The sequence below is a fragment of the Paenibacillus lactis genome, assembly GCF_017873605.1.
In the GTDB taxonomy this organism is placed as follows: domain Bacteria; phylum Bacillota; class Bacilli; order Paenibacillales; family Paenibacillaceae; genus Paenibacillus_AQ; species Paenibacillus_AQ lactis.
Window position 1 is genome coordinate 96,794 of the sequence record NZ_JAGGKI010000002.1, and the last position, 24,162, is coordinate 120,955.

At 51.0% G+C, this 24,162-nt stretch carries 24 protein-coding genes; 5 read left to right on the top strand and 19 right to left on the bottom strand.

Annotated elements, in window-relative coordinates; all coding sequences use genetic code 11:
* Positions 1–33: 33 nt before the first annotated feature.
* The 3 genes from J2Z18_RS03425 to J2Z18_RS03435 form a co-directional block, all read right to left on the bottom strand.
* A complete protein-coding gene (locus tag J2Z18_RS03425; RefSeq protein ID WP_007132519.1) occupies positions 34–507 on the bottom strand; it encodes a DUF3574 domain-containing protein in 474 nt (157 codons plus the stop codon).
* A gap of 190 nt (positions 508–697) precedes the next feature.
* Positions 698–1,297: a TetR/AcrR family transcriptional regulator gene (locus J2Z18_RS03430; RefSeq protein ID WP_007132520.1), complete on the bottom strand. Its 600-nt coding sequence runs from the start codon at positions 1,295–1,297 to the stop codon at positions 698–700.
* Positions 1,298–1,588: 291 nt separating this feature from the next.
* Positions 1,589–2,773 (bottom strand): Gfo/Idh/MocA family protein, encoded by a 1,185-nt coding sequence (locus J2Z18_RS03435; protein WP_007132521.1) that lies wholly within the window; start codon positions 2,771–2,773, stop codon positions 1,589–1,591.
* A gap of 154 nt (positions 2,774–2,927) precedes the next feature.
* Between J2Z18_RS03435 and J2Z18_RS03440 the strand changes: the two genes are divergently transcribed.
* The gene (locus J2Z18_RS03440; protein WP_007132522.1) at positions 2,928–3,800 is read left to right on the top strand and encodes an AraC family transcriptional regulator; all 873 of its coding nucleotides are present in this window, start codon (positions 2,928–2,930) and stop codon (positions 3,798–3,800) included.
* Positions 3,801–3,982: 182 nt separating this feature from the next.
* Here the strand turns inward: J2Z18_RS03440 and J2Z18_RS03445 are convergent, their stop codons facing one another.
* From J2Z18_RS03445 to J2Z18_RS03510, 14 genes are all read right to left on the bottom strand, one after another.
* Positions 3,983–5,200: a TraB/GumN family protein gene (locus tag J2Z18_RS03445; RefSeq protein ID WP_007132523.1), complete on the bottom strand. Its 1,218-nt coding sequence runs from the start codon at positions 5,198–5,200 to the stop codon at positions 3,983–3,985.
* Between the two features lie 47 nt (positions 5,201–5,247).
* Positions 5,248–6,546 carry an ABC transporter permease gene (locus J2Z18_RS03450; protein ID WP_007132524.1) on the bottom strand — a complete coding sequence of 433 codons (1,299 nt, stop codon included), beginning with the start codon at positions 6,544–6,546 and terminating at the stop codon, positions 5,248–5,250.
* Positions 6,539–7,441 (bottom strand): ABC transporter ATP-binding protein, encoded by a 903-nt coding sequence (locus J2Z18_RS03455; protein WP_007132525.1) that lies wholly within the window; start codon positions 7,439–7,441, stop codon positions 6,539–6,541. The genes J2Z18_RS03450 and J2Z18_RS03455 overlap by 8 nt, the downstream gene beginning before the upstream one ends.
* A 16-nt stretch (positions 7,442–7,457) precedes the next feature.
* Positions 7,458–8,360: an ABC transporter ATP-binding protein gene (locus J2Z18_RS03460; protein WP_007132526.1), complete on the bottom strand. Its 903-nt coding sequence runs from the start codon at positions 8,358–8,360 to the stop codon at positions 7,458–7,460.
* Positions 8,361–8,363: 3 nt separating this feature from the next.
* Positions 8,364–8,765: a GntR family transcriptional regulator gene (locus tag J2Z18_RS03465; protein WP_007132527.1), complete on the bottom strand. Its 402-nt coding sequence runs from the start codon at positions 8,763–8,765 to the stop codon at positions 8,364–8,366.
* A 70-nt stretch (positions 8,766–8,835) separates the two neighbouring features.
* On the bottom strand, positions 8,836–9,552 hold the full coding sequence (locus tag J2Z18_RS03470; RefSeq protein ID WP_007132528.1) for a hypothetical protein: 717 nt from the start codon (positions 9,550–9,552) through the stop codon (positions 8,836–8,838).
* Between the two features lie 1,087 nt (positions 9,553–10,639).
* Entirely contained in the window at positions 10,640–11,104 is a 465-nt protein-coding gene (locus J2Z18_RS03475) for a DUF420 domain-containing protein (protein ID WP_007130408.1), read from the bottom strand.
* Between the two features lie 29 nt (positions 11,105–11,133).
* On the bottom strand, positions 11,134–12,039 hold the full coding sequence (ctaG, locus tag J2Z18_RS03480) for a cytochrome c oxidase assembly factor CtaG (RefSeq protein WP_007130409.1): 906 nt from the start codon (positions 12,037–12,039) through the stop codon (positions 11,134–11,136).
* 99 nt (positions 12,040–12,138) lie between these two features.
* Complete coding sequence (locus J2Z18_RS03485) at positions 12,139–12,462, bottom strand: cytochrome C oxidase subunit IV family protein (RefSeq protein WP_007130410.1); 324 nt, start codon at positions 12,460–12,462, stop codon at positions 12,139–12,141.
* Between the two features lie 3 nt (positions 12,463–12,465).
* The gene (locus J2Z18_RS03490) at positions 12,466–13,089 is read right to left on the bottom strand and encodes a cytochrome (ubi)quinol oxidase subunit III (RefSeq protein ID WP_007130411.1); all 624 of its coding nucleotides are present in this window, start codon (positions 13,087–13,089) and stop codon (positions 12,466–12,468) included.
* Entirely contained in the window at positions 13,086–14,933 is a 1,848-nt protein-coding gene (gene ctaD, locus J2Z18_RS03495) for a cytochrome c oxidase subunit I (RefSeq protein WP_050954040.1), read from the bottom strand. The genes J2Z18_RS03490 and ctaD overlap by 4 nt, the downstream gene beginning before the upstream one ends.
* A gap of 83 nt (positions 14,934–15,016) precedes the next feature.
* A complete protein-coding gene (gene coxB, locus J2Z18_RS03500; RefSeq protein WP_007130413.1) occupies positions 15,017–16,066 on the bottom strand; it encodes a cytochrome c oxidase subunit II in 1,050 nt (349 codons plus the stop codon).
* Between the two features lie 402 nt (positions 16,067–16,468).
* Complete coding sequence (gene map, locus J2Z18_RS03505; protein WP_007130414.1) at positions 16,469–17,218, bottom strand: type I methionyl aminopeptidase; 750 nt, start codon at positions 17,216–17,218, stop codon at positions 16,469–16,471.
* 298 nt (positions 17,219–17,516) lie between these two features.
* Complete coding sequence (locus J2Z18_RS03510; RefSeq protein WP_007130415.1) at positions 17,517–17,705, bottom strand: hypothetical protein; 189 nt, start codon at positions 17,703–17,705, stop codon at positions 17,517–17,519.
* Between the two features lie 338 nt (positions 17,706–18,043).
* Between J2Z18_RS03510 and J2Z18_RS03515 the strand changes: the two genes are divergently transcribed.
* From J2Z18_RS03515 to J2Z18_RS03530, 4 genes are all read left to right on the top strand, one after another.
* Complete coding sequence (locus tag J2Z18_RS03515; RefSeq protein WP_007130416.1) at positions 18,044–19,081, top strand: serine hydrolase domain-containing protein; 1,038 nt, start codon at positions 18,044–18,046, stop codon at positions 19,079–19,081.
* Positions 19,082–19,173: 92 nt separating this feature from the next.
* The gene (locus J2Z18_RS03520; protein WP_007130417.1) at positions 19,174–19,449 is read left to right on the top strand and encodes a hypothetical protein; all 276 of its coding nucleotides are present in this window, start codon (positions 19,174–19,176) and stop codon (positions 19,447–19,449) included.
* 166 nt (positions 19,450–19,615) lie between these two features.
* A complete protein-coding gene (locus tag J2Z18_RS03525; RefSeq protein WP_007130418.1) occupies positions 19,616–21,571 on the top strand; it encodes a hypothetical protein in 1,956 nt (651 codons plus the stop codon).
* Between the two features lie 105 nt (positions 21,572–21,676).
* Positions 21,677–22,015: a DUF4870 domain-containing protein gene (locus J2Z18_RS03530; RefSeq protein WP_007130419.1), complete on the top strand. Its 339-nt coding sequence runs from the start codon at positions 21,677–21,679 to the stop codon at positions 22,013–22,015.
* 140 nt (positions 22,016–22,155) lie between these two features.
* Here J2Z18_RS03530 and J2Z18_RS03535 read toward each other — a convergent pair whose 3' ends face one another.
* Entirely contained in the window at positions 22,156–23,514 is a 1,359-nt protein-coding gene (locus tag J2Z18_RS03535; protein ID WP_007130420.1) for a nucleobase:cation symporter-2 family protein, read from the bottom strand.
* A 43-nt stretch (positions 23,515–23,557) separates the two neighbouring features.
* Positions 23,558–24,127: a xanthine phosphoribosyltransferase gene (locus J2Z18_RS03540; RefSeq protein WP_007130421.1), complete on the bottom strand. Its 570-nt coding sequence runs from the start codon at positions 24,125–24,127 to the stop codon at positions 23,558–23,560.
* Between the last annotated feature and the right edge of the window lie 35 nt (positions 24,128–24,162).

The following is a 24,162-nucleotide window of genomic DNA, read 5'->3' on the forward strand; positions in this document are numbered from 1 at the left end:
TCTCCCGCCTATCGATAGTTGTGTACCAGCAGCTTACTCGATAAAGTACATCTTGCCGTCCACTTCGAGCGATACGGAAGATTGGCCTAGCTCCACTTTCATTTTTTTGGCATAATCGACAACCTGATTAATTGCGGCTTTATCCAGCTTCTCCGCGAACGCGTAGACAATCGTCACTTTTTCCTTGATCAGCTTCTTATTGTCGTCCACCCAGGCTCCCGTACCTTCAACCGCCGTAGCCCCTCCGAACCAGCCTGAAAACTGGGTAAGCGCTTGGTCGACGAACTTTTCGTGCGCCTCTTCGGTAATCGGAATATCGCCGTTCACCGTGGAAGGAACGTAAATTTTCACAACGTGCCCGAGTTGAAACTGGCCGTCCAGGGCGCTTCCGGCGGTGCCGTTCGCACCGGAGCTGCCTTCCGCTGAACTGAAAGACTGCTGCACGGGTGCAATGAAAAAAGCCAATACGAAAACAACAGACAGCGCGGCAAGCCACATCTTCTTCATGATTTTCAGATCTCCTTTGTCAGGTCAAATTAAATACCTACCGGTCGGTATTTACTTCACCAGTATAGAATGTGCAGATTTCATGCACAATGGGAACTTAGTCTTATAAAAATGGCCGTTTGGTTCCAAAGACAACGGTGGAATCGGACCGACGGAAAACGCGGCAATGAGGATATGGAGCGAACAAAATTCACTCCTTCGTAAGCTGATCAGATTGTAATACCCCTAAAAAAACCTCCATCATATCTTCCAACGGTACTTGTTCGTCGATGTAATGCTGGATATTGTACCCCATAAACAAAGCGACTCCTACCGTAAATATTCTTTCGGAATCAAGCGTTTTGTTGATGAACCCTTCCTTCTTCATCTCGTCGAAATAGGGGATCAGATTATGCTTCCATTCATCGATCAACGCCTTCAGTTTTTCATGGACGTTAGGCAATTGCCGGGAAACCATCGCCGATTGCAGCAGAAGCTGGGAGAAACCCTTTTGATATGATTCTTTTAATGTCAGCTTGGATGATTCCATATAACTATCCATTAAGTTCTGATTCTTCCGGTCCAAAATATGCTGCAGTCCTTCAAAATATTCGCGAAAGCTTTCTCTCAGAATCCGGATCAGAAATTCTTCCTTCGATTCAAAATGGGCATAGAACGCCCCTTTGGACAATTGCGCTTTCTTGACGATTTGATCAATGCTGGTGCTTGTATATCCCTGCTCCGAAAACAAATCGATTCCGACCTCGATGAGCTTCCGCACGGTACGTTCGGACATTTCTCTGTGTTTCATTGCATACTCCCCTGTAAATTATTTAATATATCCGAGTATAACATAACGCGGTCCCGCCGCCGAAATAGGGTCACATCAGGTCGATGTGCCATCACAAATTCTGCTGCCCCGATTTAACATAGCAGCTGCAAAAAGAAGCCAAGAGCACGCCTGCTCTTGGCTTCTTAATCACCAACAAATGAAAAATGAAGCTCCAATGCTCCATATGATTACGCTTGTTCGTTCCTAGACTTGTTCAGATTGCCGTTTCCCAAAAAAACGTCGGGGCGTCGTTCATTCCATCGCTTTTGATCATTGTGATATGCCTCCAACATGATCCTTTTGTGCGCCATAATTGCTTCCTGTCGTGATTTTCATCTCCGTAAAATTCTCAACGCTCTTGCCCTTTTCGTAAAAATAAGGAACATTCCCTTTAACACCATCCTGCGTATAGAAAGGATCGTCCTTTCGCAGCGGAAGCTGCACGTTCTCTCCCGTGCTCGCGGATTTGTAAATGCTCATGATCAACTCCAATGTGCTGCGGCCGCTTTCTCCGTCGATGAGCACCGGTGTTCCATGCTCGATCGCGCTCAGCATATTGTCGATCTGACCGGTATGGCCCTCGTACGGCAAATCCGGCAATTCGTCATAGTATTTCTGAATTTTCTCTTCCAGCTTCAGATCGCGTTCAGGGAATCCGTTCGGCAAAGAAATGGAGGCCGTGACCCGCCAAGGTGCGGAAATCCGGGCAAACTGCCCTTGGAAGACGTATTGCTGCTCTTCGCCGTGGTGAACAACCGAGCTGGTAAGCTGCCCCAAGGCTCCATTCGGATATTTCATCATCGCAATGGATAAATCCTCAACCTCCGCATTATCATGAGCAACGTTGCTCATATAGGCTTGTATTTGGCTTGGACGACCGAGCATCCAAAGCAATCCATCAATATGATGTACGGCATGATTTAGAGTAGGGCCTCCCCCTTCTTTCTCCCAAGTGCCGCGCCACCATAAGTCGTAATAACAATGGCCTCGCCACCAGAAAGAATCCACTTGAGCATGCAGAATCTTGCCGGCCATGCCGCTGTCCAATATGTGCTTCAGCTTCATAATCGGGTTTCTGAATCGGTTCTGGGCGATAACGGACAACAGCTTACCGCTATTCTGTGCCGCTTCGATCATATCGTCACATTCCTTAAGCGACGCTGCCATAGGCTTCTCAACAACGACATGGCTTCCTGCATTCAGAAAATCGACCGTAACCTGCGCATGAACATACGGAGGCATACAGATGGAAACGAGATCGATTCCGTCTTTGAGCAGTTCTTTATAATCTTGTACGATTTTGGCATCTAGTCCGTACTGCTCCCGCCTCGCTTCTGCCTTCTCGGGATAAAGATCGCATAGGGCAACAATTTTACAGCGGTCCTCGAATTGCAGATATGCTTCGATATGACTGGGTGAAATTGCTCCCGTACCTATAATTGCAACCTTTAACATACGTTTTTGCCTCCCAACTTTGTTTTATATAAAGAAGTGTAGCTGGGGCAGCCTTGCAAATGTATTTTGTTATGGGGGGAAAATAACGCTGTGTTGCGGATTGTATGGTATATTCAATGCAAGCACGAAGACGAGGAAGAAGGAGGCGAATAACTTGCCGTTGGTTGCAAGCGACGACAGGATCTCTCCCTTGTACTTTGCCTATAGACGTAAAAGCGAAAATTACGAGCATAAAGAGACTTTCCATTCCCACCTTGGACTTGAAGTGTTGTTCATTCATCAAGGAAGAGGAACCATGATCGTAAATAACATCAGCTATGAGATTAAGCCGGGCATGCTTTGTATTTTTCAGCCTTGCCAACTCCATCATCTAAAGCTTGAATACGACAACCAACAATGCTTCGAACGATCGATTGCGATTTTCGAACCGACCGTGTACGAGTCTTATTTTAAACAATGGCCCGCACTCCACGAATTTTACAATTTTATATACTTAGGCAATCTCCCCTTCCCTTGTCTCTATGAAGTCGATGACCCTTACCTGGACAGTGCATACAAGAGCATGCACGATCGATTCCCGACGCTGACCGGCACGGAAAAATATGAAGAAATTTCGCTGTTTCTTGTCGCACTGTTTCGCTCCCTGAAACAGATATGGGATAAGCGGAAAGAACGAGGCACAACATACCCAGCCCGCCGTAAAAATCATCGGGTGGAGCACATTTTGAACTGGATCGAAACGAACTATTCGGTTCCTTTCCGATTGGACGATATGGCCAAGTCGCTGCATCTGTCTCCCTACCATTTGTCACATCTCTTTAAAGAAGCGACAGGGATCAGTATCACGGAATACATTGCAGCCCGAAGGATTCATCAATCCATCCAGCTGTTAGCAACTACGAAAAAACCGATCTCACTCATTGCGGAGGAGATCGGTTTAACGAATAGCTCCTATTTTTGCAAATTGTTCAAGTCGCATATGGGAATCACGCCGCATCAATATCGAAAGAAATGGACGAGTACATGATTCTTCTGTTTAGATATCATAGTCAGCAACTACAAGAAGCCAAGAGCACATCCCTGCTCTTGGCTTCTTGTTCACCATTGATTTAAGCTAATATAATCCAAATTATTACGAAGTATGATTCGATAAGCCTTACTAGCTTCTTTCCAAACCCGGTGTTAGAGCCTCAACTTTTGCAGGCCAATCTATTTACGAACAACGGTGTACCCTTTGTCCTCCAGCAGCTTGACGATCCCATGCTCACCCAGATAATGGGCTGCACCAACCACGATGAAGTACTCTTCGTTTTTGCCGTTTTTCAGGTATCCGTCGATTTTCTCGGCCATTCCGATGTTTCGGTCAATCAGCATCGCTTTGTTGTATTCCTCATCAACAGCCATGCTGTTGGTGAACTCCAGCAGCGCCTCATCATTGCCCGTCTTCCACATTTTAGCCAATTGCTCCACGCCGTCATCCAGCACGTCGAAATTGTCCAAGGCGATGTTGAGATTCTTCTCCTGCAGCTCTTTGGAGAAGCCGTTAAACATGCCCAGCTGCAATTCATAGGATTCCAGCTCGATTACCGGAATTTTGCGTTCGATCGCTTTCTGGACGAAATACAGATCGATCCCTTGAGCGGCTTCATATCCAGCCTTCACCGCTTTCAAGCTGCTGATCGTGGATTCCACTACCCAAGGCTTGAACGCATCCAAGGCATTCGGCTTCATGCCGCTCTCCGTCAGGATTTTGCCGAGCTTGGCGTACGTCTCGCTGGACACATGATCCTTGAGCGTTGTTCCATCCTTATACATGCCCATATCCATGATCAGCTGCTGCTGCGCGTCGTCGGCTGCCTTGCTGACATCCACCTCGACACCGAGATAATCCGCTTCGGCAAAGGCTTCCTCAAATTCCGGACGCAGCGGGTAGAAGCTGTCATCCGCAATATGCATGGAGCCCACCAGATACACTGTGTTCCCATTGCTCTCTACTTCCCACATAAACCCGCGGCCGCCGGTCTGCGCGGTTTCAGTTGCCTTGGAAACCAGCACCACCGTGCGCGTTTTGGCATCCCAACGGACCTCATATCCGGCCGCATCGCCGACCACCCGAATTGGGGCATAGGTTACGCCATTGATGCGCTTGAGCTTGCTTTTCAGCGTAATCGTCTTGCCGTCCACAACGGCGTGAATCGTACCATCTGCGGCATTCTTAAGCTTCGCATCCATTGCCTGGAGCGTCGTTTTCAGCGGAACATACGTTGTTCCGTGATCGATGACCGGAGTACCTCCGGCATATGCTACGGTCTGATCATTCACCTTAACTGCCGGCTGCTTGGGAGCAGCCATTGCAGGTGCAGCCGCTGTGGTGATAATTCCCGCTGAGACGATGAGCGATAAGAGCATTCGTTTCCAATTTTTCATGTGTGGTTCTCCTTAATATTGTTGGTGTTGTGGGATTGCGATCATGGTTACATCTTATAAGCCTTCATTGCTTTGCGAAGCTCTTTAAAGGTCGGACGCTTGCCGTACATCAGCACGCCGGTGCGGTAGATTTTCGCAGCCAGCCAGCCAAAGATCAGGATTGCGACGAACAGAATCGCCAGCGACAGCAGGATTTCCCAGAGCGGGATATCTCCAAGGCCGATTCGGATCAGGATCGTTGTCGGCGAGATGAACGGAATGTAGCTGGATACCTTCAGCAGCATCGAGTTCGGCGTGCTTAGACTAAAGATTGCGATGTAGAAAGCGACGAGCGACAGCATCGTGATCGGCATAACCGCCTGGCCCAAATCCTCGGTACGGCTGACGATGGAGCCGATAGCTGCATACAGCACCGCATAGAGGAAGTATCCGAAAATATAGAAGATCAGACCGAACACGATCAGCATTGGATCAATGGCCGAGACATCCAGGTTCATATCCTGAAGTGCGCCGATATTATGCGGCAGCATCACGTTCACGGCAATCACGACAGCAAATACAGCGATTTGCGACAATCCCAGCAGGAACATTCCGATGACTTTGCCAAACATTTGGCTAAGCGGCGATACGCTGGTTATGAGGATCTCCATAATCCGGGAGCTTTTCTCGGTTGTAACCTCTGAAGCGATCATATTCCCGGTCCCCATGAGCGTGAAGAAGAACAGGATGACCAGTGCATAAACCACGATGTAGTTCATAACCTCGGAAGCTTCGTCTTCGGCAGCAGCACCGCCGGCCTTGCCGGCTTCGTTAGCGTCAATGCTGCGAGTATCGATCTGAACCGGCGTATTCAGCGCATTGATCTGATCATCCGTCAGATTCAGCCCCGCAACGATCGTCCGGGTTTTTGCAACTTGGAGCGCCGCCTGCAGGTTGGATTGAAGCTCCATGTTGATGCCCTCATCCTCCGAGCTATAGACAACCGTCGGGAAGGCATTGCCTTCTTGGGTTTCGAATGTCAGGTACCCCTCGATAACCCCGTCTTTAATATCTTGCTTCAGCGCAGCCTCATCATTTGCCTCGTATTTCACCAGTTCATACGTAGTCGGCAGGTTGCCCCATGTGGTCTGCAATTGTTCAGCAAGGGTTTGCTCTTGTCCGTAAACAAGGCCGATGCGTACCGCTTCGCCGGAGTCGTCCTTGTCGCCGGTAAACCATTGGATCAGGAACGGCAAATTGATGCCGATGGTAATAATGAGTGCAAAAATCAAGGTCGATACAAGAAACGATTTCGTTCTTGCCTTATTCATGAATGTAAATCGAATAACCGTCCACATATTATTCATTGGATTCACCTACCGCCTTTATGAAGATTTGGTTGAGCGTCGGCTCCTTCACTTCAAACCGATGCACGACGCTCTGCGATATTGCCTTATTCAAAATTTGCTGCCCAGCGCTTACGTCAGAGATCCGGATGGAATATCCGTCCTCGGTACGATTCACCGCCGTAACACCCGGTACCGACTCCAGTCCTTGAACCTCGCCCGATGTGCCAAGAATGACTTCCTCGCGCGGGTACTTAGCTTTGATTTCCTTCAGATTGCCTTTCACGACCGTGTTGGATCGATGCAGGATCGTTATGTTTTTACACAGCTCCTCGACATGCTCCATACGGTGGGTTGAAAATAGAATGCTGGTGCCTTGATCGCGAAGCTCTTTTACGGTGGATTTCAGCAGCTCTACGTTAACCGGATCAAGACCGCTGAACGCCTCGTCCAGAATCAAGATTTGCGGGTTATGGATGACGGCTGCGATAAAGCCCATTTTCTGCTGGTTCCCCTTCGACAGCTCTTCAATCTTCTTATCGTAATATTCCGGTACTTCGAACCGCTCAAGCCAGTACTTGAGGCTCTTGTCGGCGTCCTTGGCGGACATGCCGCGAAGCTGGCCGAGATACGTAATCTGCTCGCTGACCTTCACCTTCGGATACAATCCGCGCTCTTCCGGCAGATAACCCATAATATGTCTAAGTTCCTTACTGTAAGGCTTGCCGTTGTAAAGAATCGTCCCGTCATCCGGGTAGATCAGGCCGAGCACCATCCGCATGGTCGTTGTCTTCCCTGCACCGTTGGCGCCCAGGAGTCCGTAAATTTCGCCTTCCTCCACTTGTAGCGAAATCCGGTTCACCGCGGTTTTGTCCGCATAAATTTTAACGACATTATCCAATAGTAATCGTTGCATTTCTTATTCCCCTCTCCTATTTCTGCATGCCGGCAGGTTGATGGCCATCGATCCATAAACGAAGCACTTCGTCCAGCTCCAGCGAGCGGGTCTGGATAAAGGTCATTCCTGCTGACCGTAGAATATTCTCAACTTCCAAGCATTCCGTCGTCACAAAAGATATCGTTGTCGCATTCTCCTGCCTGCTGCTGATAATCCCCGGCAGTTCACGCACGATGGAGGCATCGCCTTGAATCCAGCATTCCTTCCAATTATCGAGCAGCGAATCCTTCTCGACCATGCCGAGCAGCTTGCCATGATGAATCAGAATCACATAGTCCGCAAGACGCCGGATTTCATCCACCACATGGGTGGAGAGGATAATCGTCGTGTCGATGGACTTCATCAGCTTGTGCAGCTGGTCAATCATCTGCTTCCAGGCAAACGGGTCAAGTCCCGACGACGGCTCATCCAGCAGCAGCAGCTTCGGCCTTGGTGCCAGCGCAGCGGCGATCTCGAATTTCCGCCGTTCGCCCTTCGACATTTTGCGGAGCTTCACGCCGCGTGGAACATCGAACCTTGACATCAGCTCGTCAAAAAAGTACCCGTCCCAATTGTCATACCAGGATGCGCGAAAGGTAGCCGCCTGATCTGCCGTCATATGCTGTTCTTCCACGCTCAGCTGCTCAGGCACAAAAGCCATCTGCTTTCGAACCTCGATCGGCAGCTCCTTCGAATGCGATTCACCGAACCAGGTAACCTCCCCTTCATCCGGGAACACCGTCTGGATCATCATGTTCAGCAAGGTGCTTTTCCCCGATCCGTTCGGTCCCACCAGCGCAACGATATACCCTTGAGGAATCGATAATTGGATGGGTCCGATGGTTTTCGTTCGACGCCGTTTCATGACGTTACGAAACTCAATGACATGTGGTTCCATTCGTTAATGACCTCCCCGTGATTGATATCGTTCGCGGACAACTTCCATGAACAGCTCGATTAACTCCTCTTGTTTCATCTGGACGGCAAGCCCTCGATCTACGGCCAGGTTCAAGGCTTCGATTACGGCATCGCGTTTAAATTGCTCTCTTGCCTGGTCGCCGACACCGGCAACGAAGGTTCCCGTACCCTGTCTGGTGCGAAGAAGGCCCTCACTCTCCAAATCCTGGTACACCCTGCGTACCGTGATCACACTACAATTCAGATTTCCGGCAAATTCCCGTATAGACGGCAATAATGTCCCCTCCTCGATCTGACCGCTGATGATTAGCGAGCGCAGCTGTGTCTCAATTTGGTGATATAAAGGCTCTGCGCTATTTTCGTTAATCTGAATCGGAATTCGCACCTTCTACCACCTCGCTTTTTCCATATCCTTATGGGGTCCCCCTATTTCTTCTGCTTATAAATCCAATTAATTACGATAAATCCCGGGTTTGCTGCCGGATATAGGTCAGTCTGCTCATCAGCAGCATTCCGCCTAACCCAATGATCAGTGATCCCCACATAACCGGGGACAGCAGCTTCCATCTCATGGCCGAATCCATAACGAATTTGAACATGCTGTATCCAAGCAAGCTGAGCGTACCTGCTGCCACGACCGTGACGATCATGAGTATGAGGGTTTTCCCCAGGTAAGCCTTGCCGCTCCCCATGTTCTCCCAGTATATATAAAATCCAGTCAATAAAAATCCAATGCCGATCCAGCTGATGACAAATGCGGCGTAGCTGGCGATATCCACCGCCTCTCGCATTTGATTGGCGATCGCGTAGGCGACTCCGAAAAATACGATGCCGTTAATCACATAGGCGATGATCGCGTTAATGATCCGGCTGATAAAGATCGCATAGGCCGGAACCGGGAGGCTCCGGTAATAGTACAGCATCTGTGTGTAAGAATCCTCGTTGATATACCGGAACGACCTGCGATTAAACGTGAGGCCCATCAGCGGCGCGTAGAGGACTAGCAGAAAATCTACCAGCGGGTTCACATATTCGTTCAAATGCTCGAACTGCTCGTTCATGACTACGCTTGTCGCGAATCCCATGTATATCATAAAGATCAGGGTCCATAATATTTGAAGCTTATCGCTGGCAAAATCTTTCCTGACGATTTTCATCGCGTTATGAAGCATGTGCTGCAACTGGCCTCATCCTTTCCCCACATTAACCTTGTTAATATTTCGCGTTATGAATTGGTTTGATTGATCCGATACTGTGATTATGTAATGATCACTGTGCTCACTGTGTATATCTTTATACACAGTGTACAGTGTGTATATAAACAGTGTCAATAGCATTTGTAAAATAATGTGAAGGCGACCGGAGCGACTGTACTCCCCGGGCTAATTTCCTGTTTCTTCCTTCAGCTGAAACCGCGAAGCTGCTGCACCTGCCCCCCTCCTACACCAAACACCCGCAAGAGTGATCCTTGCGGGTGTGCCTCCATTGACTCGGCTGCGGCTCGGTCGTCGGGCTTCCCTGCTAGAGGGGAGTACAGGCGCGGAGGAGACCTGGCGTTCGCCTTTGAAATCGGGAAACTCCATTAACCCTCATTAACGTTCAGGTTTCCCGATTTCAACAGCGACCGGAGCGACAGTTCTCCCCGGGCCTGCAAGCTGTTTCCTCTCACAGCTAACTCCCGGGCCAACTGCCTGCCCCCTCAGCAACAAAACACCCGCAAGAGTGATCCTTGCGGGTGTGCCTCCATTGACTCGGCTGCGGCTGGGTCGAGCTTCCCTGCTAGAGGGGAGTACAGGCGCGGAGGAGACCTGGCGTTCGCCTTTGAAATCGGGAAACTCCATTAACCTCATTAACAATTCAGGTTTCCCGATTTCAACAGCGACCGGAGCGACTGTTCTCCCCGGGCCTGCAAGCTGTTTCCTCTCACAGCTAACTCCCGGGCCAGCTACCTGCCCCCTCAACAACAAAACACCCGCAAGAGTGATCCTTGCGGATGTTCCTCCATTGACACGGCTGCAGCTGGGTCATCGAGCTTCCCTGCTAGAGGGGAGTACAGGCGCGGAGGAGCCCTGGCGTTCGCCTTTGAAATCGGGAAACTCCATTAACCTCATTAACATTCAGGGTTTCCCGATTTCAACAGCGACCGGAGCGACTGTTCTCCCCGGGCCAGCTGCCTGCAATCCCTGGTCCCACTGCCTGAAATCCAGCCTTATAAATGTAAAAACACCCGCCAGATCGCTCTGACGGGTGTTCCTCCATTTATAAGCCAAAAATAACTTTCCACACCGGCTGGGTATGTCCCCCCGGATACATCAGGTAGAGCAGCGTGTATACCGCAACGCCTGTGATCGCTGTAATAAACCAGATGATCGAGGTCACTCGGCCCCATTTGCGGTGCTTCGCATACTTTTCTTTGAAGCCAAGAACCAGCGTGGTGATTCCGAAGACGGCGGCCACCGTGGCCAGCACGATATGGAAGATCAGGAATGTCTGATAATACGGCTTCAGGCTATCCGGACCGCCCCACGAGGTGTTCCCGATGAACACCGTCCGGGAAGAATAAATAATAAAGAAGATGATAGCTGCCACGGCAGCCCAAATCATCGTTTTTTTGTGAGCCTCCCGTTTTCCCTTGATAATCAGTCCCCAACCGATGGCGACCAGCACGGCGCTGATCACGATGAAGGTTGTACTGATCGTGGGAAAGAGAAAGAACAAATCCATGTAGATCCCCCTTCAAAAAATAATCCTCATTATGCCTGGTTCAGCTTGCCCGGCGGAACCTCGGTAGGCAATGGATCGTCCTCCTTATTTTCACGCTTGTACCAATGGAAGAATACGTATGCGAGCATGGAAGCGAAGATAATCTCTTGGAAGAATTTCATGATGATCCCGCCGACCCGCTGGTCAATCGCAGGCTCCAAATATCCGAAATACTCCGGGCCTCCGAATTGAGTGAGCAATCCGGACGTATCGGATACGCAGTATCCCATCGCTTTTGCCCAAATGGCAGGATCGCTGTAGGTCGCATACATCGGCTCGCTCGAAAAGATGATCAGCGCACAAGCCGGCGTCAGCAGCACCATATTGAGGAAGATGTATCCCATCTTCGCCAGCCCTGTCGTCTTGTCCTTTTCAGGGATCGGATTCAGAATCGCCCACCACATCACAAGTGAAGCAATGAACAAGATCAGATAGTACAGACGATGCACCCAGAAATTGAGCATGACAAAGTCATGAATCACCGGGAAGTGGTAGAACGAGAACAAGCCGTTGAATAAAATCGCAGCCACAACCGGACGAGTGAGGAAACCGAGCTTCTTAAACGGATTCACTCTGTCAAAGGCGCGCCACATCCATACCGGGATACCCAGAATCAGGAGCGGAGTAGCCATCAGGTAGGACATTGCCATGCTGACCATATGAAACGAGAACATCGTATGGCCCAGCAAGCTGATCGGTCCGCCCTGGGCAAGGTAGAGCGTGAACATACCTGCAACGAATAAGGTCTTCCGGCCTGCCGACACCGGAGCATGGCCTTTAAACCGGCTGCTCAGCGGTCCCGTGAACAAGAAATAGGCAGCGGTCACAAGCAGCATGAACGCCAGAAACAAAGGACTCCATTTATCCGCAAAACTAAAATATTCTAAGCCCAGCATGCAAAAACCTCCCCATAACGGGTTAAATTCTAGTCGAAATTGTGACACCTTCCTACGACTTAAAAAAAGAGGGGGCTATTAGCCCTCCTCTTTTTCATTTTACCACCAAACCCAGAACAATGCCATGATGATACAGGTGCTTGCTACGAAGAAGCCCCCGATCATGAACACGATCGGCATCAGATGACCTTTATCCTTAAGGTGCATCCAGTACCCCATCTGCACGAATACTTGCAGGATCGCCATCACCAGCAAAAGAATGATGGTAAATGCAGGATTCACGCCCCCGGCCGCAACCGCGGCAAACGCGATGGCAGTCAGGATGATGGAGAAGATAAAGACAATAATATGTTTCTCAGGGCCTTCGGTACGATGGCGGTGCTTCACCGTATGACCCTCATTGGATTGTTGATTCGCTGTCATATCTTAGCCCACCTTTCCAAGAAGGTATACGACCGAGAAGATGAACACCCATACAACGTCGATAAAGTGCCAGTACATCGCAGACACGTAAACCTTAGGTGCTGTCACGAAGGTTAAGCCTTTTTTGAACAGCTGAGCGATCAGCAGGCTGATCCACACAACCCCGAATGCAACGTGGGCACCGTGGAATCCGACTAATGTGTAGAACGAGGACGAGAATGCACTCGTCTTCATGTCGAACGATTCATGGGCGACATACTCATAGAATTCATAAATCTCAAGTCCAAGGAAGCCGAGACCAAGAACAACGGTAACGATCAGCCAAAGCTTCAGCTTCTCGAGATTATGCCGGTGCATAGCCTGGATGGCAAACACACTGGTCAGGGAGCTGACAAGCAAGATCAGAGTCGCTGCTGCCGTAATCGGCAGCGAGAACAGTTCGGCTGCTGTCGGGCCCTCGTTGTTCTGATGGCGCAGGGCCAGAAATGTTGCAAACAGCGTACCGAAGAGCACGGCTTCACCGCCAAGGAAGAGCCAGAAGCCCAAGACCTTATTGCGGCCCTCGAGCGTTGCCTTCTCCGGCTCGTGAGGAAGCTCTCCATTTACATGTTCAGCGTGTGCGCTCATGCTTTCCCCTCCCCTTCGAGTTCTTCAGTCTCGATGTGATAACCATGGTCATCGAATACGGAACGTGCAATCATTGCAGCGAACGTAATGACAAGACCGACGATCATAACGATGTATTTGTTAAAGATTAGGCTCATGAACGAATTCGAGAATTCCTCTGTGCTGAACATGAAGCCAAGACCCGCGATGAACAAACCAAGCGACATGACGAACGGAAGAATGCTTGGCGACGGCATGTGGATCGGGCCGAGCGGCTCCGACGGAGTCATCTCCTTGTTGCCTGCCATTTTCTCTTTCCAGAAAGCGTCAAGACCGCGAACAAGCGGGATTTGCTTAAAGTTGTACTCAGGCGGCGGAGAAGGAATACTCCACTCGAGGGTACGACCGTCTTCCCATGGATCGTTCGCAACACCGGAAGGTTTTCTCGCCGTCACGACAACGTTAGCCAGGAAGAGCAATACGCCGACGCCCATCAAGATCGCGCCGATTGTACTAATAAAGTTCAATGTGTCAAAGTTTTGGTTCGGCAGGTACGACACGATCCGGCGTTGCATACCGAGCAAGCCCAGGAAGTGCTGTACAAAGAACGTCAGATGGAAACCGATGGCGAACGTCCAGAACGTCCATTTGCCAAGCGGTTCGTTCAGCATCCGGCCGAACATCTTAGGCCACCAGTAATGAAGTCCGGAGAACAGACCGAATACCAAGCCGCCTACAATAACATAGTGGAAGTGCGCGACTACGAAATACGTGTCGTGGAACTGGAAGTCGGCCGGAGCCGATGCCAGCATAACCCCGGTCACGCCGCCCATAACGAACGTCGGCACGAAACCGATCGCGAACAAGTTCGCGCTCGTGAAGCGGATTTGTCCGCCCCACATGGTGAAGAGCCAGTTAAAGATCTTAATACCCGTAGGTACTGCAATCAGCATCGTTGCAATGGCGAACAATGCGTTCGCTACCGGTCCAAGACCTGTCGTAAACATATGGTGAGCCCAAACCATGAAGCCCAGGAAGGCGATCAGGATGGTCGCAAACACCATGGAGCTGTATCCGAACAACCGTTTACGCGAGAAGGTCGGAATGACTTCGGAAATGATACCGAAAGCCGGCAAAATCAGAATATATACTTCAGGGTGACCGAAAATCCAGAAAATATGCTGCCACAATACGGGGCTTCCGCCTGCCGCAACGTCAAAGAAGTTCGCGCCCAGCAACCGGTCGAAGCTGAGCAATACGAGACCTACGGTAATCGCAGGGAATGCAAACAGGATCATTGCCGATGTAATGAAAGAAGTCCAAGTAAACATAGGCATTCTCATGAAGGACATTCCCGGAGCACGCATCGTGATGATGGTAGCCAGGAAGTTGATACCGCCGATCAATGTACCAAGACCTGCTATCTGCAAGCCGATGGTATAGAAGTCTACGCCGTGCGTAGAGGAATACTCAGTTGTGGATAATGGCGTATAGGAAGTCCAGCCCGCATCCGGAGCGCCGCCCATAATCCAGCTAAGGTTAAGCAATAGTCCACCGAACAAAAACGTCCAAAAGCCAAGCGAGTTCAAAAACGGAAACGCGACGTCCCGCGCGCCGATCTGAAGCGGAACCACCGCGTTCATCAAAGCGAAGATGACCGGCATGACGCCGAGGAAGATCATCGTCGTTCCGTGCATCGTAATCAATTCGTTAAATACCTGAGCCGATACCAAATCGTTCATCGGTTTGATCAGCTGCAGGCGGATCAGAATTGCTTCAATACCGCCGATACCAAAGAACAAGCCGCCCGCTATCAGGTATAATATTCCGATTTTCTTGTGGTCAACGGTTGTAAGCCAATCCATTAACCCCGAGTAGCGCTTGACGCTATGGCTATGAGCATGAGCATGAGCCAAGGTTTGTACCCCCTTTTAAAGTTCTTGCTGTATTAATAATCCAACTTATAATTGGCCAGGTAATCGGCGATTTGCTCGATCTCTTGATCGGTAAAGCCGAGATCCTTCGGATTAGGCATCGTGTTTCCAGGTTTTACAGCCTGTGGCTCCGACAGCCATTCCACCAGGTTGTCCTTCGTCGGCTTCGAGCCTGGTTCGCCGCTTATATCGTTCAGCAAGATACTCGCTACGGTCTCACGTGATCCCATACCGGTCAAGTTAGGACCCATCGATCCGCCTTGGTCGCCCACAGCATGGCAAGAAAGGCAGTTGGTCTTGAACTTCTCGGCAAGTGCCGGATCTTCTGGAAGCACAGCAGGTGCTTTAAATGCTGCTACCCAATTGTCAAATGTCGCATCATCAACCGCTTTCACCCGGAATTCCATGAATCCATGGGAAGGCCCGCACAACTCTGCGCATTTACCAATGTATGTATCCGCCTTGTCGGCAATCAGGGTCATGTAGTTGACGCTGCCTTCTGTGTTCGTATCCATCTTGCCGCCGAGCGACGGCACCCAGAAGGAGTGAAGCACATCGTTCGTTTTCAATTGGAAAGCAATTTTCTTACCTACAGGAATGACAAGCTCTTGAGCCGTCTTAACACCGTAGTCGGGATAATTAAACTCCCACCAGAATTGGTGAGAAGTAACCTCTACCTTCACTGCATCCGGATTGTTCCAGTCGTTTTCGCCGTAAGCGAACACCTTTTGAATAGTAGGAATTGCAAGCACGAGCACCAGGAGCAGCGGAATAGCCGTCCAAATAATCTCAAGCTTGTGGTTCCCTTCGACTTGCTCCGGAATCTTATCCTGTCCCTTTTTCTTGCGGAATTTAACAAGCACGTACGCGGCGATGCCAAATACAACGACCATTACGACGATCATAATCGAAATGGCCAGCTTAATTAAATCCAATTGACCCTGCGCCACCGGACCTTGAGGTCTAAGGACCGACAAATCCTCCCGGCCGCATCCGGATAACACCAAAGCAAACATGGCCAACAAGGGAAGAAGACGCTTTACAGCCTGCCACCGTTTCATCATTGATCTACCCCACTTTTCCGATTTTCGTAGACTACCATCCGGCGCAAACAGCGGTAATCTACCTGCACAATCACGGATGAAGTAATCCTGTCAATTAAAGCAATCACTTATTAAATATAAGTTCACGGGTTGCTTTTGTCAATCATTCACAGGGAGTTCACAAATTGTTCGAAAAGTCGTCAAAGTCCCGCCGTTACTGAATTTGCAATCGCTTTCACGGCTTATCTCCCATCCCGTGCCCTATGGTTCGACAATCTTCACCGGAGCTTGTACGACAACGTTCTATGCATTATATACAGTCATTTCTCCGTTTTGAATCGACCATCGAAAAGGAGGTCCCTTAAGCAAGCCATCTCCGGCCAGCAAGGTTCCTCCTATCATTATGCGATATTTTTCCGAATCTTAATCCGTCAGAACGAACGGACCTTCCTTCGTGATGGCGATCGTATGCTCATACTGAACGCCGATCGACCCGTCCGCGCTCGATATCGTCCAGCCGTCGTCCCCCCAGAATACCGCACCGGAGGACCCTAACGTAAACACCGGCTCGATTGTAATGACCATCCCCGCCTTCAGCTTTAATCCTCTGCCTAATGTGCCATAGCTGGGGACATCCGGCGGTTCATGAAGCTGCCGTCCGATCCCGTGCCCGACCAAAGACATCACGATCCCGTAGCCTTCCCTCTGCGCAACCTCTTGGATCGCATGCCCGATATTCCCCATGGCGGCCCCGGGTCTTGCCTGCTCAATTCCCTTGAATAGGGCTTCATGCGTTCGCTTCATCAGCTTCATGACAGCAGGATTGACTTGGCCAACCGCATAAGTCCAGCCCGAGTCCGCCAGCCAGCCATTCTTGTTCACGACCATATCGATCGTCACGACGTCTCCCTCCCGCAGCGGCCGGTCATCCGGAAACCCATGACACACCACCTCGTTAACCGAAGCACATGTGGCATAAGGAAATCCTTTATACCCCTTCTGTTCGGGAGTCGCCCCCTTTTTCTTTAGAAAGTCCTCTACACGCCCATCAATCTCCAACGTGCTCACGCCCGGCTTGATGTGCTTTGCAATCTCCCGGTGGCATGCCGCAAGTATGCGGCCGGCTTCCCGCATATATCCGATCTCTTCGGCGCTCTTCAGCTGTATTCTCACATCCGCCCACTCCCTTATATGGCTTCGCCAACTGCTATCAATATATGTCCGGGACAAAGCGATAATTAACCGCAGGGATGAAAAGCCTCGAATGCCTATCTTGGATGGATATTCTCTGAAGGCCCGTTCCCGTCTTATAAAAGAGCCAGCTGTGCACAGCCTTTACGGAGGACGACTTAAGCCCCAATAAGCAAAAAAACCGCCTTCGGGTAATACCCGAAAACGGTTTAACCATATACGTAGTAACAAGGTGAAACATGCTAATAGCGATATTTCTATCGTTCAGGTGCGCTAACGGTCAGGATACGGAGGAATTCATCTTCCCAAGCTCATGCTCGACGACGAGGGTGAGCTCTTCTTCATAACCTCCCATAATATGGTATTTCCGGACATACTCCTTTACAAATTTTTTCGGATCTTTAGGCCGGAAAATTCGTGTCATTTCCCGCAGACTTTCCTTAACCTCATTGTGACCTTTCGTTGCCATGATGGATCCCTCCTAAAACGTGTGGAATTAAAAAACTCCGTTTAAAGAGAATGCCGAAAAGATCTACCCCATTAATTAAAGATGAAGCCATATTGCAGTTCTTACGGTGACCATAGGTTGATATTCAGCAACTAACCAAGTACACCTGACACTATACATACCCTAGCAGCATGCATCTGAATCATTAATATATTGTATCATATTCTTCTGTTTGTTTCATCTTTCCCAAAAAAATGTTTTTTTGCCCATATTTTATGTACAGCTCCCTCATGCGTAAATTTGGTTAAGATACATACAACCATCCCTATTTCTTGTACATGAAGGAGGTCTGGAAGGACATGATGAAGCCTAAGCCGATCATGCGCGCTCCCGTCATTGCCAGCTCGCCGTTTCCAGCTGCCGAACCGGAGGAGCTCGGGCTTGCCCGCGATCCGCTGGACAAGGTGGACAGCCTAATCCGGAATCAGTATCCGAAAATGCGGAGCTTCCTGTTCGTTCATGCCGGCAAACTGTTGTATGAGCGATACTACGGCGGGCATACGGCCCAGTCATTGAACGATCTCAGGTCCGCAACCAAGAGCTTCACATCAATCCTGATTGGCATTGCCGTTTCCCGATCCGAGCTCCCGGATCTGGATACACCGGTAACGGATGTGCTCAGCAGGTATATCCCAAGTCGGGCGCATCCCCTCCTCGGTAAAGTGACGCTTCGTCATCTGCTGACGATGACCTCCGGCTTCGCCTGGCAGACGGGCAAAAAGCTCGGGGAGCCGCTCATTCACCGCTTTCATCGCAGCCGCAGCTGGACCTCCTTCGCGCTTTCGCTCCCGATCATGGAGGAGCACATGGGCGTGTTTCAATACCGCAGCACGGACTCGCATCTGCTCTCCGTTGCCCTGACCGAGGCCTGCGGCAAAGATGCGTATGCCTATGGCAGAGCGAATCTGTTCGAGCCGCTTGGCATCGATCACGCAGCCTGGACCCCGAGCCCGGAAAGCCACAGCATGGGGCACATCGGCTTGTACCTGACTTCTAGGGACATGGCCAAATTCGGGCTATGCTGCCTGAACGGCGGACGATGGGAAGGTCATGAGCTGATCCCGGAAGGCTGGCTGAGCGAGGCTCTGACTTCTCAGGCTGAGGGATACCCCGCCTTCGGCGATTATGGATATCAGTGGTGGACGGGCACCCTAAGCGGAACTCCCTTCGCGCTGGCCCACGGCCATGGCGGTCAGCAGATCTATTTGCTCCCCAAGCTCGACGCTGTGGTCGTTTTTACGGCTGACAGCAAGGTAAGCCGTTGGCGAAATCCAAGAATTCTTCTGGAACGGCACCTTATCGGGCTCTTGCAGTCCAAATTCAACTCGTTATCCTGAAATCTCGAATGATACGGATAGTCCTCCCCGGTTCTGGTTACTTTATGCGATATGAATCATTACTAAATTTCAAGCTGAGAGGAGCATGCAACATGGCCGGCAAGGACAAAGATCTGCCACCGATTTCAAGGGATGAAGTTGAAGTAGACGGCACCTATACCAACGAATGGGGCCGGGAGGAATATTTAAAGCGCGGAGAGACCTTTCCTTTCGATCCGCAAAAAGGCTCTACGGAATGGAAGCTGTCCGAATACGATTTCGAGAACCATCACCAGGGACGAACCGATGAACGTCTCGTTCCGAAAGAGAAAGGGCCGGACAAGCAGGTCAATATCGATTCCCCGTTCCGCCACGTAGAAATCGACTGACACGGTTTATTTTAAATGAAACAAAACGATGCGGCCGATTCAGCGGCGAACAAACGAAACTGCGATGCGATATACTTCAATGAACAGACATCCGGATCCGCGGTAACTGTTCTTCCGTGAGCAGAAGCACATTCGTACTGCTCTCATGCAAAGGGTGAATAAGAATATGACAACATCCAGATGGCTTAGGCTTCTCATCCCACTGGCTGTCATCTGCGGAATATGGCTCGCCGTCGATATCAGAGGGCTTGAATATGCCTATATTCCGCCCAAAAGCAAGCTCGAAAATACTCAAGCTCTTCAAGTTCTTCTTCAGCGTAACGCAATACGCCAGTATGATATCTGGGGCAAGACGCTGACCGTTCCGGGAACCGCTCTGCAGGATCCCGATCCCCGTCTCAAGCCTGGTAACGGAGCCGTCGAGATCACAGAGGATTTACTTGCGCTCGGCAGGCGCACGCTTTACAAGGAGTCGTTCGGCAATGAAGTGTTCTTAACGGATATCGTGGGCATCATTGACGGCCCGATGAAGCTGAAAGGCATTCTCAAGGCCGTCGCCGACTTGAAAGGAAAGGGAACGGACAATCTTCAGGTTGAACTGGATGAAGACATTACGGTCGGGGGAAAAACGTTCCGCAAAGGAGATAAAATTGCCACCGGCTTCGATGTACCCAAAGGAGCCCATGCCCCGATCGGAGTCACCTTCCGGTACGTCGAGGGCAGGACCAAGCTCGGCGTCAGCTGCATGGCATGCCATGCTACGGTCAACCGGGATACCGGTAAAATTGTGGAGGGTGCTCCGAATTCCGATCTGAACCTGGGACTGCTGCTCGCGCTGGCTCCTAACAGCTCAGCCTATTTCACGCATACCGATGTAGCCAAGCTTGTGGATTATGTGAAAGACCAGAACCGGACGGTAATCAACTCCAAAGGAAAGGCAGAACCTTTGCCCGACCCGGATATGCTCGAGAAGGCCGTTGACGATAATCTGGTCAAATGGGTGCCGGGAAGCTTCGATACAACGGTGGATATGATCAGCAACGTTACCCAGATTCCCGACATGTTCACTAAAGGCGGCCACCCGTTCAGCTGGAGCGGCTTTGCCATGGCCGGCGGGTTCAGCGGGTTAAGCACCTTCGGCAACAACGTCCACGCCCAGAATACGGATACGCTCAGCCAGACCGAGGTGAGCGAGGTTCTACTCGGTATCGATAAGGAACTTTACGTCGGTACCATCTTGCAAAATGCCCCAAGCCGGAAGTTCCGCTATGACCCCAACAGCGGGCTTACACCGACCGAATTTTTCAACAAGCAGGACCCGAATCCCGGAACGCCCGGCGTTAATGAGGTCATTAAAATGCCGAACTTCCCGAAGGTATCGCCGATTGCTCCGAATGGTCTATATATCAGCTCGCCCGGCTACAGGGCAGGTGAACAGGTCACTGCCATGTCCGCTTACCAGAATACGATCCGGCCTCCGGAGACAACTAAGAAAGGTGCAGACGCCAAGACGATAAGCCTCGGGGCTGAAGTATTCAAAAAAGCACAGTGCATTACGTGCCATGCAGGCGATTATTTTACGAACAATCGCATCCTGCCGGTTAATGAGGTCGGTACCGAGCCGTCCAGAGCGAAGGCCTTTCAACGGACGAAAAAGGACTTCGGAGAAGCGCTGTTCTACGCGCCGGACACGCCTGTACCCATCCCCCCTGACGCCAAGGTGGTCAAAGTGCCGATGGAGCACATCGATCCGAAGCAGATTGCGCTTGGATTTGGGCATAACGGAAGAGGCGGCTATAAGGTGAAAGGACTGATGGGTCTGCGGTGGTCAGCACCGTATCTCCATGACGGCGGTGTGGCCGTCGGCCCCGAGCTGTCGCAGGCAGGGCTTTCCGAAACCCTTATGAAGGGAATCGAGCCGGACCCTTACAACAGCTTGAAGGCGATGATCGACCGGCGGCTTAGACAGCAGGTCATCGATGCCAACCGGAAGGATTCCCGGCTCAGGGACACCCATGTCACGGGGCAAGGCCATGAATTTTGGGTGGATGACGGCACAGGCTTTACGAAGGAGCAGCAGGATGCGCTGGTGCACTATTTGCTCAGCCTGAAAATGAAATAGGATCGGGGACAATAAGCATCATACTTTGTCCAAACCGTTCATAAGGTAAGGTATACAGCTTGACCTGCCGAAATGAACGGTGCTCAAGACAAGGAGTTGATGACATTGTCCCCTTTCAAATCGTCCACAGGACTTCCCGAGAATCTGGCTGCAACGCTCTGCTACCTGTTCCCCATGGTCGGAGGAATTCTGTTTCTGGCGTTAGAGAAAAGAAGCCGCTACGTAATCTTCCATGCGCTGCAGTCCTTAATGACCTTTGCGGTTCTGGCGATTGCACATCTGCTGTCAGGCGCAGTTCCGATTATCGGGCTGCTCGCTTCGGCTCTGCTGGCGCTGGTCGGCGTGGTGCTGTGGCTCGTGCTGATGGCCAACGCCATTCAGGGAAAATGGTACAAGCTTCCCTGGATTGGAGCCATCGCCGAAAAGCAGATGCAGCGGATTTGAGCAATCCCCGCTCTATGAAAACGGCCGCAAGCCCTGTGAACAGGGCTTGCGGCCGTTTTGCGTCATCATTTATATAAGGAAGAATTCCATGGATATCTACTAAACCGGCGCAGCCAGCCTTAGCTTAGGAGCTGCATCCTTTATGCGGCGTGCCCTTCGGCTGCATCGCCCTGCTTCATAGCAGGCTTCGTATATTTCAACCCGTTAAAGATCAGATTGAGCACGATCGCCGTCACGCTGCCGACGACGATGCCATTATCGGCAAGAATGCGGAAGTTTTCCGGCAGGCTCTCGAACAGCCCCGGCACCGTTGTTACCCCAAGCCCCATGCCGACAGAGCAGGCGATAATGAACAGATTCTCATGACGGTTCAAATCCACCTGGTCGCCCAGCATGCGAATGCCAGAGGAGACGACCATCCCGAACAAGGCAACCATAGCTCCGCCGAGAACGGATGTCGGTACAAGCTGGGTCAATGCCGCAATCTTCGGCACGAAACCGATCAGCACGAGCAGGCCGCCCGCAACGACAATGACGTCGCGCGTCTTCACGCGGCTCATTTGAATCAGGCCGACGTTCTGGGAATACGTCGTGTACGGGAACGAGTTAAAAATACCGCCGACCACAATCGCAAGACCTTCCGCGCGATAGCCCCGGGCCAGGTCCTTGGATTTGATATCGCGGTCCACAATTTTACCGAGAGCCATAAATACGCCCGTGGATTCCGCCACGCTGACAATCGCAACCAGAATCATCGTCAGAACCGGCATCAGCTTAAATTCCGGAGTACCGAAATAGAACGGCTGCGGTGCACGGAACCAGCCCGCTTCACGCAGCGGGGTCAGATCAAGCCCTCCGAACAGCGCTGCGGCGATCGTTCCGAGGATCAGGCCGAGCAGAACGGAAATCGAACGCAAGAAGCCTTTGGCAAAGCGATTCATAAGAATAATGAAAGCAAGGACGCCAAAGCCGAGCGAGATATTCAAGGCACTGCCGAAATCCTCGCTGCCTTGACCGCCGCCCAGATCATTAAGAGCTACCGGAATCAGCGTCAGGCCGATAATCGTAACGACAGAGCCCGTTACGACCGGCGGGAACACCTTGATCAGCTTGCCGAACAGGCCCGAGAAGAGAATGACGAACAAGCCGGAGGCGATGATCGCTCCATATATAGCGGACAAGCCATGCTGCTGGCCGATGATGATCATGGGACCAACGGCTTGAAACGCGCATCCGAGCATAACCGGAAGCCCGATGCCGAAATACTTATTGCCAAATACCTGAAGCAATGTCGCCACACCGCATGCAAGCAAATCGATCGCAATGAGGTAGGTCAGCTGCTCCGTCGTCAACCCAAGCGCGTTCCCCACGATCAGAGGTACAATAATGGCTCCCGCGTACATGGCAAGCACATGCTGCAAACCAAGTGAAAAGGTCTTGCCCGGATTCCGGCGTTTATCAAAGATCGGCTCCAGCACCGCTTGTTTCTGTTCTTCCATGGCTCTTGAATTCCTCCTAATTGATTGTTGTATGGCTTGTTACCTATGCAAAAGTTACTGTTCCGTCTTCAAGCGATGCAATGCGTACGAGCGATTCCACCCGGTAGCCTGCTTCCGCGAGCAGCCGTCCGCCCGGCTGGAACGCTTTTTCGATCACGATTCCGATGCCGACAACCTCGGCGCCGGCCTGCTCAACGATTCGGGCCAGGCCGAATGCAGCCTCGCCGTTGGCCAGAAAGTCATCGACGATCAGGACGCGGTCGCCCGGCTTGATGAATTTCTTTGAAACGGTAATTTCATTCGTCTCTTGCTTGGTGAAGGAATAGACTTTCTCCACGAAGATATCCTCACGGAGCGTCAGCGACTTCTGCTTCCGTGCAAAGATCATCGGCACGTCCATCTCGAGGGCGGTCATGATGCCCGGCGCGATGCCCGAGGATTCAATGGTCAATACACGGGTGACGTTCTCATCCTTGAACCGCCGCGTAAATTCCTTGCCTACCTCTTTCATGAGTACCGGATCCATCTGGTGGTTCAGGAACGAATCCACTTTCAGCACCTGTCCGCTAAGTACGATGCCTTCCTCTTTCACTTTGTTCTGCAGTAATTGCATGATGCTCCCCCTTCAATTTTGTACACATTCCAAGC

What these genes read in the sequence shown, in the direction of transcription:
- J2Z18_RS03460 (WP_007132526.1), bottom strand. Translation starts at nt 8,360, where the DNA reads ATGGAACCACATGTCATTGAGTTTCGTAACGTCATGAAACGGCGTCGA.
- J2Z18_RS03520 (WP_007130417.1), top strand. Translation starts at nt 19,174, where the DNA reads ATGGCCGGCAAGGACAAAGATCTGCCACCGATTTCAAGGGATGAAGTT.
- J2Z18_RS03470 (WP_007132528.1), bottom strand. Translation starts at nt 9,552, where the DNA reads ATGCTTCATAACGCGATGAAAATCGTCAGGAAAGATTTTGCCAGCGAT.
- J2Z18_RS03425 (WP_007132519.1), bottom strand. Translation starts at nt 507, where the DNA reads ATGAAGAAGATGTGGCTTGCCGCGCTGTCTGTTGTTTTCGTATTGGCT.
- J2Z18_RS03490 (WP_007130411.1), bottom strand. Translation starts at nt 13,089, where the DNA reads ATGAGCGCACACGCTGAACATGTAAATGGAGAGCTTCCTCACGAGCCG.
- J2Z18_RS03430 (WP_007132520.1), bottom strand. Translation starts at nt 1,297, where the DNA reads ATGAAACACAGAGAAATGTCCGAACGTACCGTGCGGAAGCTCATCGAG.
- ctaD (WP_050954040.1), bottom strand. Translation starts at nt 14,933, where the DNA reads ATGGATTGGCTTACAACCGTTGACCACAAGAAAATCGGAATATTATAC.
- J2Z18_RS03445 (WP_007132523.1), bottom strand. Translation starts at nt 5,200, where the DNA reads ATGAAAAATTGGAAACGAATGCTCTTATCGCTCATCGTCTCAGCGGGA.
- J2Z18_RS03540 (WP_007130421.1), bottom strand. Translation starts at nt 24,127, where the DNA reads ATGCAATTACTGCAGAACAAAGTGAAAGAGGAAGGCATCGTACTTAGC.
- J2Z18_RS03515 (WP_007130416.1), top strand. Translation starts at nt 18,044, where the DNA reads ATGATGAAGCCTAAGCCGATCATGCGCGCTCCCGTCATTGCCAGCTCG.
- J2Z18_RS03525 (WP_007130418.1), top strand. Translation starts at nt 19,616, where the DNA reads ATGACAACATCCAGATGGCTTAGGCTTCTCATCCCACTGGCTGTCATC.
- J2Z18_RS03475 (WP_007130408.1), bottom strand. Translation starts at nt 11,104, where the DNA reads ATGGATTTGTTCTTTCTCTTTCCCACGATCAGTACAACCTTCATCGTG.
- J2Z18_RS03535 (WP_007130420.1), bottom strand. Translation starts at nt 23,514, where the DNA reads ATGGAAGAACAGAAACAAGCGGTGCTGGAGCCGATCTTTGATAAACGC.
- coxB (WP_007130413.1), bottom strand. Translation starts at nt 16,066, where the DNA reads ATGATGAAACGGTGGCAGGCTGTAAAGCGTCTTCTTCCCTTGTTGGCC.
- J2Z18_RS03435 (WP_007132521.1), bottom strand. Translation starts at nt 2,773, where the DNA reads ATGTTAAAGGTTGCAATTATAGGTACGGGAGCAATTTCACCCAGTCAT.
- J2Z18_RS03455 (WP_007132525.1), bottom strand. Translation starts at nt 7,441, where the DNA reads ATGCAACGATTACTATTGGATAATGTCGTTAAAATTTATGCGGACAAA.
- ctaG (WP_007130409.1), bottom strand. Translation starts at nt 12,039, where the DNA reads ATGCTGGGCTTAGAATATTTTAGTTTTGCGGATAAATGGAGTCCTTTG.
- J2Z18_RS03485 (WP_007130410.1), bottom strand. Translation starts at nt 12,462, where the DNA reads ATGACAGCGAATCAACAATCCAATGAGGGTCATACGGTGAAGCACCGC.
- J2Z18_RS03450 (WP_007132524.1), bottom strand. Translation starts at nt 6,546, where the DNA reads ATGAATAATATGTGGACGGTTATTCGATTTACATTCATGAATAAGGCA.
- J2Z18_RS03510 (WP_007130415.1), bottom strand. Translation starts at nt 17,705, where the DNA reads ATGGCAACGAAAGGTCACAATGAGGTTAAGGAAAGTCTGCGGGAAATG.